General features: G+C 71.5%; 12 protein-coding genes. 3 read left to right on the top strand and 9 right to left on the bottom strand.

The window, feature by feature from the left end:
* Positions 1–179: 179 nt before the first annotated feature.
* Positions 180–2,360, top strand: a complete 2,181-nt coding sequence (locus ABD793_RS36655) for an MMPL family transporter (RefSeq protein WP_344868031.1) — start codon at positions 180–182, stop codon at positions 2,358–2,360.
* Positions 2,361–2,506: 146 nt separating this feature from the next.
* On the opposite strand, the gene ABD793_RS36650 is transcribed toward ABD793_RS36655, so the two are convergent.
* The 4 genes from ABD793_RS36650 to hisD are packed head-to-tail and all read right to left on the bottom strand — an operon-like array spanning position 2,507 to position 5,776.
* Complete coding sequence (locus ABD793_RS36650) at positions 2,507–2,665, bottom strand: hypothetical protein (protein ID WP_344868029.1); 159 nt, start codon at positions 2,663–2,665, stop codon at positions 2,507–2,509.
* Between the two features lie 45 nt (positions 2,666–2,710).
* Positions 2,711–3,310, bottom strand: coding sequence for an imidazoleglycerol-phosphate dehydratase HisB (gene hisB, locus ABD793_RS36645; protein ID WP_344868028.1), 600 nt, complete (start codon positions 3,308–3,310; stop codon positions 2,711–2,713).
* Positions 3,307–4,416: a histidinol-phosphate transaminase gene (locus ABD793_RS36640; RefSeq protein ID WP_344868027.1), complete on the bottom strand. Its 1,110-nt coding sequence runs from the start codon at positions 4,414–4,416 to the stop codon at positions 3,307–3,309. The genes hisB and ABD793_RS36640 overlap by 4 nt, the downstream gene beginning before the upstream one ends.
* A gap of 34 nt (positions 4,417–4,450) precedes the next feature.
* Complete coding sequence (hisD, locus tag ABD793_RS36635; RefSeq protein ID WP_344868026.1) at positions 4,451–5,776, bottom strand: histidinol dehydrogenase; 1,326 nt, start codon at positions 5,774–5,776, stop codon at positions 4,451–4,453.
* 82 nt (positions 5,777–5,858) lie between these two features.
* On the opposite strand from hisD, the gene ABD793_RS36630 reads away from it, so the two are divergent.
* Together ABD793_RS36630 and ABD793_RS36625 are read left to right on the top strand one after the other, a co-directional pair.
* On the top strand, positions 5,859–6,689 hold the full coding sequence (locus ABD793_RS36630) for a carbon-nitrogen hydrolase family protein (protein WP_344868024.1): 831 nt from the start codon (positions 5,859–5,861) through the stop codon (positions 6,687–6,689).
* 227 nt (positions 6,690–6,916) lie between these two features.
* Positions 6,917–7,621: a S1 family peptidase gene (locus ABD793_RS36625; protein WP_344868023.1), complete on the top strand. Its 705-nt coding sequence runs from the start codon at positions 6,917–6,919 to the stop codon at positions 7,619–7,621.
* Between the two features lie 81 nt (positions 7,622–7,702).
* Here ABD793_RS36625 and ABD793_RS36620 read toward each other — a convergent pair whose 3' ends face one another.
* The 5 genes from ABD793_RS36620 to nadA form a co-directional block, all read right to left on the bottom strand.
* Entirely contained in the window at positions 7,703–9,166 is a 1,464-nt protein-coding gene (locus ABD793_RS36620) for a class I adenylate-forming enzyme family protein (protein ID WP_344868022.1), read from the bottom strand.
* 55 nt (positions 9,167–9,221) lie between these two features.
* On the bottom strand, positions 9,222–10,190 hold the full coding sequence (locus ABD793_RS36615; protein WP_344868020.1) for a hypothetical protein: 969 nt from the start codon (positions 10,188–10,190) through the stop codon (positions 9,222–9,224).
* 382 nt (positions 10,191–10,572) lie between these two features.
* Positions 10,573–11,481, bottom strand: coding sequence for a carboxylating nicotinate-nucleotide diphosphorylase (gene nadC / locus ABD793_RS36610; RefSeq protein ID WP_344868019.1), 909 nt, complete (start codon positions 11,479–11,481; stop codon positions 10,573–10,575).
* Positions 11,478–13,121 carry an L-aspartate oxidase gene (locus ABD793_RS36605; RefSeq protein WP_344868018.1) on the bottom strand — a complete coding sequence of 548 codons (1,644 nt, stop codon included), beginning with the start codon at positions 13,119–13,121 and terminating at the stop codon, positions 11,478–11,480. Before ABD793_RS36605 ends, nadC begins: the two co-directional genes overlap by 4 nt.
* Positions 13,118–14,128 carry a quinolinate synthase NadA gene (gene nadA, locus ABD793_RS36600; protein ID WP_344868017.1) on the bottom strand — a complete coding sequence of 337 codons (1,011 nt, stop codon included), beginning with the start codon at positions 14,126–14,128 and terminating at the stop codon, positions 13,118–13,120. The genes ABD793_RS36605 and nadA overlap by 4 nt, the downstream gene beginning before the upstream one ends.
* Positions 14,129–14,149 lie beyond the last annotated feature (21 nt).

The following is a 14,149-nucleotide window of genomic DNA, read 5'->3' as shown; positions in this document are numbered from 1 at the left end:
CTACGTCACCGCCTTCTCGATCGGCAAACCGCTTACCTGCCGATCGACAGGTGAACCACTTGCCGTGCGGCTAGTCACACACTTGCCGATCGGCTTGGCAGTCCCCTGCCGATCGGCTAGCTTCGAGGTAACCAGAACGAGTGACGAAGGCCCTCATCGGGCGAACGGAGACAAACCCCGTGGCGACCTTTCTCTACTGGCTCGGCAGGCTGTCGTTCCGCCGCCGCGCCCTGGTCACGGCCGTGTGGGCGGCTGTGCTCGTGGCGCTCGGTGTCGGTGCGCTCACGCTCTCGGGCAAGCTTTCGGACTCGGTGACCATCCCCGGCACCGAATCGCAGCAGACGATCGACCGGCTGGCCGAGCGGTTCCCGCAGGCCGCGGCCGGTGGCGGTACGGCACGCGTGGCGATCGCCGCGCCGGACGGGCACACCGTGACCGACCCGGCGGGCAGGGCCGCCGTCGAGTCCGTGGTGAACCGGCTGAAGGCCGCGCCGAAGGTGGCCACGGTCGCCGACCCGTTCCAGGCCAGGTCGGTCTCCCCCGACGGCCGGGTCGCGCTCGCCCAGGTCGGTTACCAGATCAAGGGTTACGAGCTGACCGACGGCGAACGGCAGGCGCTGCTCGCCAGTGGCGATCAGGCGAAGCAGCAGGGCTACGAAGTCGAGTTCGGCGGCGACGCGGTGCAGGGCATCCCGGAGACCGGCGCCACCGAAGGGCTCGGCGTGGCGGTGGCCGCGGTCGTGCTGATCATCACCTTCGGCTCACTGCTGGCGGCCGGTATCCCGCTGCTGACCGCACTGATCGGCGTGGGCATCGGCATGGCGGGCATCCTGCTGGCCTCCGGTTCGATGGAGCTGAACTCCAACACCCCGATCCTGGCGCTGATGATCGGGCTCGCAGTGGGCATCGACTACGCGCTCTTCATCGTCTCCCGGTACCGGCACGAGCTACGGGAGGGCCGAGCTCCCGAGGAAGCCGCGGGCCGGGCGGCGGGCACCGCCGGGTCCGCTGTGGTGTTCGCCGGGCTCACCGTGATCATCGCGCTGGCCGGGCTCACCGTGGTCGGCATCCCGTTCCTCGGCCAGATGGGCGTCGCCGCCGCGGCGACCGTCGCGATCGCCGTGCTGATCGCGTTGACGTTGCTGCCCGCCATCCTCGGGTTCGCGGGCTCGCGCGTGGCCGGCAGCCGGATCCGGGTGCGCCGCAAGGTCAGTGAACCCTCGCACGGCGAGCGCTGGGCACGCTTCGTCGCCCGGCACCGGCTGCCGGTGCTGCTGGCCGCACTCGTCGGCCTTGCCGTGGTCGCGATTCCGGCGCTGAGCATGCAGCTCGGCCTGCCCAACGACAGCACGGCTGCCCCGGACTCCACCCAGCGCAAGGCATACGAGCTCACCAGCGCGAGTTTCGGCGAGGGCGCGAACGGACCGCTGCTCGTGGTCGTCGACACCGGCCCGAACCACGATCCGGATGCGCTGAAGCAGGCGAGCGCGGGCGTCGGGCGGTTGCCCGACGTCGCCGCGGTGACCCCGCCGCGGGTCAATGCCGCCGGAGACACCGCACTGCTCACCGTGATCCCGAAGAGCGGGCCGAGCAGCACGCAGACCGAGGACCTGGTGGCGGCGATCCGGGCGCAGTCCGGTCCGCTGCACGACGCCACCGGCGGCAGTCTCTCGGTGACCGGGCAGACCGCGGCCAACATCGACGTGTCGCAGAAGCTGTCCGACGCGATGCTGCCCTACCTCGGGCTGATCGTGGGGCTGGCGTTCCTGTTGCTGATGCTGGTGTTCCGCTCGGTCGTGGTGCCGCTCAAGGCCACGCTCGGCTTCCTCGGCTCGGTGGTCGCGACGTTCGGCGCGGTGGTCGCGGTGTTCCAGTGGGGCTGGCTGACCGATCTGCTCGGGGTCACCTCCACCGGCCCGATCATGAGCATGCTGCCGCTGCTGCTGATCGGTGTCCTTTTCGGACTCGCGATGGACTACCAGGTGTTCCTGGTGACGCGGATGCGCGAGGAGTACGTGCACGGCGGGGATCCGCAGGAGTCGATGGTCACCGGGTTCCGGCACGGGTCGCGGGTGGTCGTGGCGGCCGCGTTGATCATGATCTCGGTGTTCGCCGGGTTCGTGCTGGCCGAATCGTCGCTGATCCAGTCGATCGGGTTCGCGCTCGCGTTCGGCGTGCTGGTGGACGCGTTCGTGATCAGGATGACGGTGGTGCCCGCGGTGATGTCGCTGCTCGGCCGCGGTGCCTGGTGGCTGCCGCGCTGGCTGAACCGGATCCTGCCGAACGTGGACGTCGAGGGCGCGAGCCTGACCCGCAAGCTCGACACCCCCGACGACGAGCACGAACTCGCCAGGGTCTGACGAAATCCGGGGCGTGGCCGATCCGTGCGGATCGGCCACGCCCCGGTTCGTTCGGGTTCCGCAGCCCCCGGTGTCCTCCCCGCACAACGGCCGCAGGTCCGGCCGGTTCCGCGAGCCCGGGTCCGGCGAGCCAGGGTCGCGCCGGGTCAGCCGGCCAGCCAGGCGACGGCTCCGCCGACGGCCAGCACGGCCGCGACGCCCAGTGCCACCGCGATGACCTTGGCCGTCTTCCACGTGGAGTAGACGCCGCCGATCAGGAAGCCGCCGAGGGCCAGCAGCAGGACCGCGATCACCTCTTTGCTCACCAGGTCAGCGTGCCACACACGAAACGGCGCGGCCCCGGCGGGCGGTCAGAGCACGCCCTTGGTGGACGGGACTCCGCCCGCACGCGGGTCCGGTTCGGTCGCCGCCCGCAGCGCCCGTGCCACGGCCTTGTACTGCGCCTCCGCGATGTGGTGCGGATCGCGCCCGTGCAGGACACGGACGTGCAGTGCGATCTGCGCGTGGAACGACAGCGAGTCGAACACGTGCCGGGTCAGCACGAATGGGTAGTTGTTGCCGATGGTGAAGGTGTGGAACTGCTCCGGTTCGCCCACGTGCACGCAGTACGGCCGGCCGGAGACGTCGATCGCGGCGTGTGCCAGTGTTTCGTCCATCGGGATCCACGCGTCGCCGAACCGGCGGATACCGCTCTTGTCGCCCAGCGCCTGGCGCAGTGCCTGGCCGAGCACGATCGCGGTGTCCTCGACGGTGTGGTGCGCGTCGATGTGCACGTCGCCTGCCGCCTCGACCTTCAGGTCCAGCGAACCGTGCACCCCGAAGGCGGTGAGCATGTGGTCGTAGAACGGCACGCCGGTGGTGATCTCCACCTGCCCGGTCCCGTCGAGGTCCAGCTGGACCAGGATGGACGATTCCTTGGTGCTGCGCTCCACCTTGCCGATGCGGCTCATCGCGGGATTTCCTTACTGGCTTCGAGGAAGGCGTCGTTCTCTTCCGGGGTGCCGATGGTCACGCGCAGGTGCTGCTCGATGCCCACGTCCCGGATCAGCACCCCGTTGTCCAGATAGGACTGCCAGCTCGCCTTGGCGTCCGCGAACTGTCCGAAGAGGACGAAGTTGGCGTCACTCGGCACCGGGGTGAAGCCCAGTCCCAGCAACGCTTCCACCACACGGTCGCGTTCGGCGGCGAGCTGGTGCACGGTGGCGAGGGTGGCATCCGCATGCCGCAATGCGGCTCGTGCGGCGGCCTGGGCGATTTTGGACAGATGGTACGGCAGCCGGACCAGCTGCAGTGCGTCCACCACGGCCGGTGCGGCGGCGAGGTAGCCCAGCCGTCCGCCGGCGAAGGCGAACGCCTTGCTCATCGTGCGCGAAACGATCAGCTGCGCGGGGAATTCGGCGATCAGCTCCACCGCGCTCGGCTGCGAGGAGAACTCCGCGTACGCCTCGTCCACCACCACGATCCCCGGCGCGGCCGCCAGCACGCCGCGCAGCTGCGCCAGCGGGATCGACCCGCCGGTGGGGTTGTTCGGGCTGGTCACGAAAACGATGTCCGGCTGCCGTTCGCGCACGGTCTCGGCGGCCCGCTCGGTGTCCAGCGTGAAGTCCGGCCGCCGCGGCACCGGCACCCAGTCGGTGCGCGTACCGGAGGCGATGATCGGGTGCATCGAGTAGGACGGTTCGAACCCGAGCGCGCTCCGGCCGGGCCCGCCGAAGGCCTGCAGGATCTGCTGCAGGATCTCGTTGGACCCGTTGGCCGCCCACACGTTCGCCTCGGACAGCACCACCCGCGTGGACACCGTGAGGTAGTCGGCGAGGTCGGTACGCAACGCCACCGCGTCGCGGTCCGGGTACCGGTGCAGGGCCGCGGCCTCGGCGCGCACCGCCTCCGCGACGTCGGCCACCAGCTCCGGCGGCGGCGGGTACGGGTTTTCGTTGGTGTTGAGCCGAACCGGTACGTCGAGCTGCGGCGCACCGTAGGGCGTCTTGCCCCGCAGATCCTCGCGCAGCGGCAGCTGCTCGAGGGTGACGTCGGCGCCGGGGATGGCGGAAGTCATGCCACCTCCGTCGGGAAAAGTACGTCGGTGGAGGTCATGACCGGTCTCCTTCGAAACGGGCGGTGACGGCTTCGCCGTGTGCGGGCAGGTCTTCGGCGTCCGCGAGCGCGACCACGCGCGGGGCGACCTCGCGCAGTGCGTCGGAGGAGTAGTCGACCACGTGGATGCCTTTGAGGAAGCTCTGCACGGACAGCCCGGAGGAGTGCCGGGCGAACCCGCCGGTGGGCAGCACGTGGTTGGAACCCGCGCAGTAGTCGCCCAGCGACACCGGGGCGTAGGCACCGACGAACACCGCGCCCGCGTTGCGCACTCGCGCGGCGACCTCGCGGGCATCGGCGGTCTGGATCTCCAGGTGCTCGGCGGCGTACGCGTCGACCACCCGCAGTCCGTCCTCCACAGTGGACACCAGAATGATGCCGGACTGCTTGCCGCCCAGTGCTTCGCCGACCCGTTCGGAGTGTTTGGTCGCCGCGACCCGGGTGCTCAGCTCGCGCTCCACCGCGTCGGCGAGCTGCTCGGAGGTGGTGACCAGCACGCTGGCCGCGAGCGGATCGTGCTCGGCCTGGCTGATCAGGTCCGCCGCCACGTGCACCGGGTCGGCGGTCTCGTCGGCGAGGATGGCGATCTCGGTGGGGCCGGCCTCGGAATCGATGCCGATGGTGCCGCGCACGAGCCGCTTGGCCGCGGTGAGGTAGATGTTGCCGGGGCCGGTGACGATGTCGGCCGGGGCCAGTTCGGTGCCGTCGGTGTCGGTGCCGCCGTAGGCGACCAGCGCCACCGCCTGCGCGCCGCCGACCGCCCACACCTCGTCGACGCCCAGCAGCGCGGCGGCGGCCAGGATCGTCGGATGCGGCAGGCCGCCGAACGCCGCCTGCGGTGGCGAGCAGACCACCAGCGATCCGACGCCGGCCAGCTGCGCCGGGACCACGTTCATCACCACGGTGGACGGGTAGACGGCGAGACCGCCCGGCGCGTACAGCCCGACGCGCTCCACCGGGACCCAGCGCTCGGTGACCGTGCCGCCTGCCACCACCTGCGTGGTCACGTCCTGGCGGCGCTGGTCGGCGTGCACCTTCCGCGCCCGCGCGACGGACTCCTCCAGCGCGGCCCTGACCTGCGGGTCGAGCTGGTCGAGCGCCCTGGCCAGCTCGGCCGCGGGCACCCGGACGGTCGCCGGGCGCACCTTGTCGAACCGCTCGGTGAACTCGAGCACCGCGGGCACACCCCGGTCCCGCACCGCCTCGACCACCGGCCGGACCTGATGCAGTGCCGCGTCCACGTCGTATTCGGCGCGGGGCAGCGCGGCACGCAGTTCGGCGGAGCTCGGTACCTGCCCACGCAGGTCGGTGCGGTTCAGCATGGTCACCAGGGTACGAGGTGGCCCGCGGGCGCCGGGCAGGGATACTCGGTGCTGACCGCTGTCCCCTGACGAGGAGGCCACCGTGCCCCGGATCGCGTTGTGCCAGCTCAACTCGGGCGACGATGCGGAAACCAACCTGGAATCGGTGCGTGCGGAGGTGGCCTCCGCGGCGGCGGACGGCGCGCGGGTGGTGGTGTTCCCGGAGGCCACCATGGTGCGGTTCGGCCGGGCACTCGCACCGGTCGCCGAGCCGCTGGAGGGCCCGTGGGCGTCCGCGGTGGCCGAGCTCGCGCGGGAACACGACGTGCTGGTGGTCGCAGGCATGTTCACCCCGGCCGGTGGCGGGCGGGTGCACAACACGCTGCTCGTCACCGGGCTCGGGCAGCACCTCGGCTACCACAAGATCCACCTGTACGACGCGTTCGGCTTCGCCGAATCGGACACCGTGGCGCCCGGTTCGAAGCTGGTCACGTTCGAGTCCGGCGGCACCGTGTTCGGCGTCGCGACCTGCTACGACCTGCGTTTCCCCGAACTGTTCCGCCGGCTCGCCGACGACGGGGCGGACGTGCTGCTGGTCCCGGCGTCCTGGGGAGCCGGCGAGGGCAAACGCGAGCAGTGGGAACTGCTGGTCCGGGCCCGCGCGCTGGACTCCGGCTGCTGGGTGCTGGCCTGCGACCAGGCCGATCCGGCGGCAACCGGACTGGAGGTCAACCCGAAAGCCCCGACCGGCATCGGCCACTCCCTGGTGGCCGACGGTTTCGGCCGCGTGACGGCGGCACTGGGCCCGTCGCCGGACAGGCTGGTGGTGGACGTGGATCCGGCCGGCGCGGTCCAGGCGAGGGGCGCCACCGGGGCACTGGCCAACCGCCGGCTCACCGGCGGGCCGGCAGGCACCGGCGGACGGCTCAGCTGAACCGTCCCGGTCGCGGGCCGGACGGCACCGCGTCCGGCCCGATCCGGAAGCCCACTGCCCGAGCCATGCCGGGCCGGATGCACACCGGGCCGGGAACCCCGCGGAAACCCTGGGACTAGCCCGAACGGCCTACTACGGACGCCGGTCGGGAACCCGACTTCAGTAGGTTATCCGGTTTCCAAGATCGACCTACGGTTGGGAAATCATTTCCGACCGGAGGGAATTCCATGCGTTTGGCTAAGGCGGTGGCAGCAGTCGTCGGAACGGCGGCGGCGCTGGGCATCGGGGCGGTCGCGCCCGCGAACGCCGGCCCGGCGATCATCGGCGGGGACACAGTGGACTCCGCTCCCTGGGGCGCGCAGGTCTTCTGGGACGACCAGACCGAGTACGGCGGCTTCGAATGCTCGGGCACGATCATCGCCTCGCAGTGGGTGCTCACCGCACAGCACTGCCTCAACGAGCCGGGCATGCACGTCAAGATCGGTGATGTCGCGCTGGGCAAGGGCACCGAGGTGGCGGTGGACAAGCAGGAGGCCTCGCCCAACGGGGACCTTGCGCTGCTGCACCTGAAGACCGAGGTGGACACCACCTTCATGAAGCTCGCCGACGCCGATCCGGACAACGGCGCGACCAACCAGATCTACGGCTGGGGCCGCACCGAGGGCAACAGCCCGCCCTCGGACACCCTCAAGACCGCCGACGTCAAGGTGACCGGTGACAGCACCGATGCCTTCGGCGGCAAGGCAATCGCCAGCGAGGGCGTCACCGGCGCCTCGTGGCACGGCGACTCGGGCGGCCCGCAGGTGTCCGACGGCGCGCAGGTGGGGGTGTGCTCCACCGGCGAGAACTCGGGCAGCGACCCGAACGGCACGCAGAACTACGCGAGCGTCGCCGGCAGCCGCGACTGGATCAAGCAGACCGCCGGCGTCTGATCCTCCCTCCGGCGAACCCCGTCCGCTGTACCGGAATTCCGGTGCGGCGGACGGGGTTTTCCGGCTCTGCGGACTATCCGCTCACCGCAGGGACAGCAGTGCCTGCTTGTCCGGCTTTCCGGACGCCCCAACGGGAACCTCGCCGATCACGGTGAACGACGCAGGCACCGCCGCCGCGCCGAGGTCCGCCGCGACCAGCTCGCGCAGCTTCGCGAAGTCCGGGGTTCGCCCCGCAGCCGGGACGACGAACGCGTGCGCGGCTTCTCCGGTCTGCTCGTCCGGCGCCGCCACCAGATAAGCCTGGTCCACGTCGGGGTGCGAGGCGAGCACGCGCTCGATCGGGCCGGTGTAGTGGAGCACCGCGTTCACGATCACCACGTCTCGCGAACGTCCGGTCAGGTAAAGGAATCCACGCTCGTCGAGCCGGCCGATGTCCTGGGTGCGGACCCAGCCACCGTCCAGTACCGCGGCGCTCTGCCCGGGGTCCCGCCAGTAACCCGCGAACGCGGTGGGCGTGCGCACGTGCACCTCCCCCGGCGTCCCGGCCGGCACTACGTTCCCCGCCGCGTCCCGAATCTGCAGGGTCACGCCTTCGCAGGGCAAGCCGGCCGAAGCGAGTGCTTCCGGGTGGGCGGCCACGTCGGCAGCGCTCAGCACGGTCAGCTTGCCGGTCTCGCTCTGGCCGTAGCCCTGGCGCAGCGCAGGCCCGATCCGTTCGAACGCCTCCGCCAGCAACCCCGGCTCCACCGGCGAACCCGCGACGGTCAGCATCCGCAGCCCGGACAGGTCGACGTGCTCGGCGCGCAGTACGTCCAGGATCCGGTACAGCCGGGGCACGGTCACCAGCGCCGCCGTCACATCCAGCCGCGGCAGGATCCACGGGAAGTCCGGCAGTCCTTCCGGGATCACCACGGTGCCGCCGGCGAGCAGGCACGCCTGCAGGTGCATCACCATCACCGCGCTGGTGAGCGTGCCGAACAACAGGAACCGCCGGTACTCCCCGGCCAGCTCGGCTTCGGTCTGTCCCCGGTGTTCGACACCGAGCGCGGCCAACGCACCGAAATCGAACGCGACGCCCTTGGGCACGCCGGTGCTGCCGCTGGTGAACACCACCCAGCCGAGGTCGCCGGACCTGCCTTGCGGAACCGGTTCTTCATACGCGGCAAGCAGTTCCGGGCCGATCCGGAGCGGCTCGACGGGTGCGGCCGCACGCAGTTGCGGGGTTGCGGATGCCTCGTCGGTGACCACCGCACTCACCCCGTCCAGCACCGCACGCAGGTGCGCCGGCGAAAGCCCCGCCCGCACCCCCACCGCCCGAGCACCCACCGTCTGCACGGCCAGCTGCGCGGCCCATCCTTCGGGCGTGACGCCGGTGGCGAGCGCGACCCCGTCGCCCGGCCGCACCCCGGCCGTCCGCAATCCGGCGACGAACCGGCCGATCAGCTCGAGCACCTCCGCCCGCGGCACCCGGCGGGCACCGTGCTCGAACGCCACCGTGTCCGGCGCCCGTCGCAACTCCTCGAGCAGTGTCTGCGGATATCCCATCGCACTCGTCCTTCCGCCTCCGCACCAGAGGTACCGCAGGGTTCTCAGAATCCCCTCAGCGCGCCGGCAGGTCCGCGAGCTGCACCAGCTTCGGCACCCGCAGTGACAGAGCCACACCCGTGGCGACCACCGCGAGCAGTCCGGCCACCGCGGCCAGCGTCCAGAAGTCCGGTCGCACGATCGACTGGCCGCGCAACGCCTGCCACGTCACGATCGCCAACGTGCCCGCGTAACCCGCCGCAGTGGTCCACACGAGACGGCGGCGCACCACGTCGCTCGACAACACCGGGTAACGGCGGGACAGGGCCAGCAGAGCGAATGCGACCAGCGGCACCACCTGGATCGCATGGATCCCCACGAAGTGCGGGATGCGCAGGTCCCCGCCGACCGTGCTCCAGCCCAGCAGCGGCAGCCCGGGTCCGCCGTCCGCGAGCCCCACGGTGTGCCCACCGGACGTGGGTGGCTTGATCCCCTGGGCGTACAGGGCCTTCTGCGATGGCGTCGCCGAGAACATCAGCAACGCCAGCCCCATCCCGGTGGCCGCGAGCGCGGTTCCCCAGCGCAGCGCGGAAACCAGCGCGCGATCCGGCAGCCTCTGCCACAGCAGCAGGACCACCACGGCCGCGGTCGCACCCCACGCGGTGAACGCCCCGGTGGCAATGAAGTTGTTGATCTGCCGGTCCGTCGGGGTCTCGACGTTGAAGTGCAGGGTGCGGGCACGGAAGATCACCTGCCACACCAGCAACGCCATGTCCATGCCGATGCCGACGGCGAACACCGTGCCCAGCCACCACCCCACCCGGCGGCCACGCCGCAGCAGCGACAGCAACCACGCCAACGTGCCCGCATACATCCCCACCGAGACCGCGAACTTGAACGGCTTGGCCCAGATCGGAGCGTTGACCAGAGTGCGATCGTCGACGAGCAGGCCCACCGCCGAAACCACCAGCAGCACAGCCATGACCGCAGCCAGCACCATCAGCGGACGGTGCAGTGTGCGGAAAACCGGTCCCCAGGTAATCATGGCCGCCAGCATCACCCGCCCCGGCAACGGAAGCACTGGTGCGCACCACCGCCCGCGGGGTAGGGCGCTCCCCACCCCGCGGGCACCACGGCTGTGTGTGCAGCATCGCCCCGGCCCCGCCCGCCGGACCCCGCAACCACCGCACGCAATGCGGCAGGATCACGACCACGCGGCCCAAGCCGCCAGGCCTCGCCACCGCCGATTCCGACCACACCAGCCCGAGCGACCAGCCGCAGCGCAGCCCACCCCCCGACGCCCTCGCCAACGCTCCGCCGCCCCGCAACCACCGCGCACAATGCGACACCCCGGCCAAGGCAGCCGGCGCCCTGCCGCTCTCGGCCGGGGCCGATCCCCTCCGACCGAGGGTTCCCGGGGCGATGGTTCAGCGGCGGTCGTGCAGATCCATGCCGAGGTCCAGTGCCGGTGCGGAGTGCGTGAGTGCGCCTACCGCGAGGTAGTCCACTCCGGACTCGGCGTACGCCCTTGCCCGTTCCAGGGTCAGGCCGCCGGACGATTCCAGCCGGGTCTTCGGGGCCACCTCGTCGCGTCGGGACACCGCTTTCGCGCATTCCTCCGGGGTGAAGTTGTCCAGCAGCACCTCGTCCGCGCCCGCGGTGAGTGCTTCCTCCAGCTGGGCCAGGTCGTCCACCTCGACCTCGCACGGCAGCTGCGGCGCGTGTTCCCTCGCCGCCGCCAGCGCCGCGCCGACCGAACCGGCCGCGACCACGTGGTTGTCCTTGATCAGCACCGCGTCGCCGAGGCCCATCCGGTGGTTGACCCCGCCGCCGCGGCGCACCGCGTACTTCTGCAGCAGCCGCAACCCCGGCGTGGTCTTGCGCGAATCCCGTACCGCTGCACCGGTTCCCTCGATCGCGGAAACCCAGGCCGCGGTTGCAGTGGCGATCCCGGACAGCTGGCACAACAGGTTCAGCGCCGCACGCTCCGCGGTGAGCAGCCCCCGCACCGAGCCGCGGAGCACCAGCACCGGCTCCCCCGCAGCCGTCCGCGAACCGTCTTCGCAGACGGACACGACCTCGTAATCCGGCCCCAGCACGGCGTCGAACACCGCCAGCGCCACCGGCACCCCGGCCACCACACCCGCGACCCGAGGCGTCAGCTCCGCCACCGCTCGCGTGTCCGCCGGCACGGTCGACGCCGTGGTGGCGTCCGGGCCGTAACGCAGGTCCTCCCCCAGCGCCGTGGTGACCACCCGGCGCACGTCGGCCACGTCGAGCCCGGCGTCCGCCAGCGCTGCGGTGACGACGTCGGAAAACGGGAACAAGTCGGTCATGCCGCCCCCTCCAGCAGGATCGGGTCCGCCAGCACCGGCTGGCCGGACGGGCTGAGCCGGATCAGCTGGCTGCGCTGCCAGCGGTGCTCGTCACGGTCCGGGAAGTCGGTCCGCACATGCGAACCACGCGATTCGGTGCGCCGCGCGGCAGCGGCGAGCAATGCCTGTGCCACCACGGTGAGCGCCGCGTCCTCGACCGCCCGATGCGTCCACAACGGACTGTCCTTCGTGGACAGGTCGAGCACCGATCCGGCCGCCGCGAGCCCGTCGGCATCCCGGCCGATCGCGGCGTACCGGCTCATCACCCGCTGCAGCGCGTCGCGTTCGGCGACCGGCGCGGAGGTCCGCTGCGGCATCCGGCCACGCGAGGGATCCGGCAGCAGCCCGGCCGCGAGATCCGCCGCCACCGCCTCGGCCGCCCGCTCCCCGACCACCAGGCCTTCGAGCAGACTGTTGGATGCCAACCGGTTCGCACCGTGCAATCCGGTACGCGCCACCTCACCCGCCGCGTACAGGCCACGGACGGTGCACCGTCCGTGCACCGTGCTCACTACGCCACCGCAGGCGAAATGTGCGGCCGGGGTGACCGGAATCGCGTCCACGGCCGGGTCGAGACCCAGCTCCGCACAGGCCGCGTACACCGTCGGAAACCGGGTCGCGAAACCGGAAACTCCGGTGGCGTCGAGGAAAACGTGGTCGCCGACGCCACCGGGAGCCTGGCTCATCCGCCGCGTGATCGCCGCCGACACCACATCCCGCGGTGCCAGGTCGCCCAGCGGGTGCACACCTGCCATCACCGGCACACCCGCACCGTCGACCAGCGTCGCACCCTCACCGCGCACCGCCTCGGTGACCAGCGGGCACCGCCCGCGCGCACCCGGGGTGTAGAGCACCGTGGGATGGAACTGCACGAACTCGACGTCCGCGACCGACGCCCCTGCCCGCAACGCGAGCGCGAGCCCGTCGCCGGTCGCCAGGTCCGGATTCGACGTCGCCTGGTACAGCTGCCCGAACCCGCCGCTGGCGAGCACGACCGCGGACGCGCGCACCACCCCGGGCACCCCCCTGCGGTCCAGCACGGTCACGCCGGCCACCTCGCCCGCGGGCGTGCGCAACGCGTCGACCGCGATGTGGTGCTCCAGCACCGGCACCCGCCGGTCGGTCACCTGCGTGACCAGCGCGCGCTCGACCTCCGCGCCGGTGGCGTCGCCGCCCGCGTGGATCACCCGGAACGCGCTGTGCCCGCCTTCCCTGGTCCGGGACAGCCCGTTCATCCCGCGGTCGAACATCGCGCCGTTCGCGAACAGCTCCGTGACCGCAGACGGCCCGCCGGCGAGGATCGACCGCACGGCGTCCTCGTCGCAGAGCCCGGCGCCGGCGGCGAAGGTGTCCTCGGCGTGCTTCGCGACCGTGTCGTCGCGGTCGCGGTCCCCGTCGAGCACCACGGCCACGCCGCCCTGCGCCCACCGGGTGTTGCCGTCCTCGACCGCAGCCTTGGTCACCACGAGCACGTGCAGGCCGAGCTCCTGCGCCCGCAGCGCGGCGGTCAGCCCGGCCACCCCGCTGCCGATCACCACCAGATCGGCCCGAGCCTCCCAGTGCGGGGTTTTCGCCTCAAGATCGCTAACCGGGGTGTTCATTCGCCACCGCCCGGACGGCCGATTTCGATCATCCGCTGCACCGAGGCCCGCGCCCTCGCGGCGGTGTCCGGGTCGACGTGCACCTCGTCCGCGCCCTCGGTCAGGCACCGCAGCAGCGCGGCCGGGGTGATCATCTTCATGTACCGGCACGACGCCCGGTCGTTCACCGCGCGGAAGTCGATCTCCGGCGCGGCCTTGCGCAGCTGGTGGATCATGCCGATCTCGGTGGCCACCAGCACCGAACGCGCCTTGGTGTCCCGCGCCGCGTGCACCATGTCGCCGGTGGAGAGGATCTTCACCCGGTCCGGGGCCACCGCGCCCTCCCCTGCCAGGTAGAGCGCGGAGGTCGCACAGCCGCACTCCGGATGGATGAACAACTCGGCGTCCGGATTCTCGTTCGCCCGCGCGGCCAGCTCGGCGCCGTTGATGCCCGCGTGCACATGGCATTCGCCGGCCCACACGTGCACGTTCTCCCGTCCGGTCACGCGCTTGACGTGCGCGCCGAGGAACTGGTCCGGCAGGAACAGCACCTCCTGCCCGGCCGGGATGGACGCGACCACGTCGACCGCGTTCGACGATGTGCAGCAGATGTCGGTTTCGGCCTTCACCTCGGCCGTGGTGTTGACGTAGGAGACGACGACCGCGCCCGGATGCTCGGCCTTCCACTCGCGCAGCTGTGCGCCGGTGATGGAGTCGGCGAGCGAGCAGCCCGCCCGCGCGTCCGGGATCAGCACGGTCTTGTCCGGAGCGAGGATCTTGGCCGTCTCGGCCATGAAGTGCACACCGCAGAAGACGATCGTGTCCGCGGCACTGCTCGCCGCGATCCGGCTGAGCGCGAGCGAGTCGCCGGTGTGATCGGCGATGTCCTGGATCTCCGGTACCTGGTAGTTGTGCGCGAGCAGCACCGCGTTGCGCCGGTCGGCGAGCTCCCGCACCCTGGCGGCCCAGTCCGCGTCCGCCTCGACCCCGCCGTAGGGGGTCAGGTCCTGGTCAAGCGTGGTGGTCATGTGGCCCTCCTGGACCCCGGA

This window comes from Amycolatopsis ultiminotia (assembly GCF_039536925.1).
Classification (GTDB): Bacteria; Actinomycetota; Actinomycetes; order Mycobacteriales; family Pseudonocardiaceae; genus Amycolatopsis; species Amycolatopsis ultiminotia.
Note: the sequence above shows the minus strand (reverse complement) of the source record. Positions and strands in the feature narration are given on the sequence as shown.

What these genes read in the sequence shown, in the direction of transcription:
- ABD793_RS36605 (WP_344868018.1), bottom strand. Translation starts at nt 13,121, where the DNA reads ATGAACACCCCGGTTAGCGATCTTGAGGCGAAAACCCCGCACTGGGAG.
- ABD793_RS36620 (WP_344868022.1), bottom strand. Translation starts at nt 9,166, where the DNA reads ATGGGATATCCGCAGACACTGCTCGAGGAGTTGCGACGGGCGCCGGAC.
- ABD793_RS36640 (WP_344868027.1), bottom strand. Translation starts at nt 4,416, where the DNA reads ATGACTTCCGCCATCCCCGGCGCCGACGTCACCCTCGAGCAGCTGCCG.
- hisB (WP_344868028.1), bottom strand. Translation starts at nt 3,310, where the DNA reads ATGAGCCGCATCGGCAAGGTGGAGCGCAGCACCAAGGAATCGTCCATC.
- nadC (WP_344868019.1), bottom strand. Translation starts at nt 11,481, where the DNA reads ATGACCGACTTGTTCCCGTTTTCCGACGTCGTCACCGCAGCGCTGGCG.
- ABD793_RS36615 (WP_344868020.1), bottom strand. Translation starts at nt 10,190, where the DNA reads ATGATTACCTGGGGACCGGTTTTCCGCACACTGCACCGTCCGCTGATG.
- ABD793_RS36625 (WP_344868023.1), top strand. Translation starts at nt 6,917, where the DNA reads ATGCGTTTGGCTAAGGCGGTGGCAGCAGTCGTCGGAACGGCGGCGGCG.
- nadA (WP_344868017.1), bottom strand. Translation starts at nt 14,128, where the DNA reads ATGACCACCACGCTTGACCAGGACCTGACCCCCTACGGCGGGGTCGAG.
- hisD (WP_344868026.1), bottom strand. Translation starts at nt 5,776, where the DNA reads ATGCTGAACCGCACCGACCTGCGTGGGCAGGTACCGAGCTCCGCCGAA.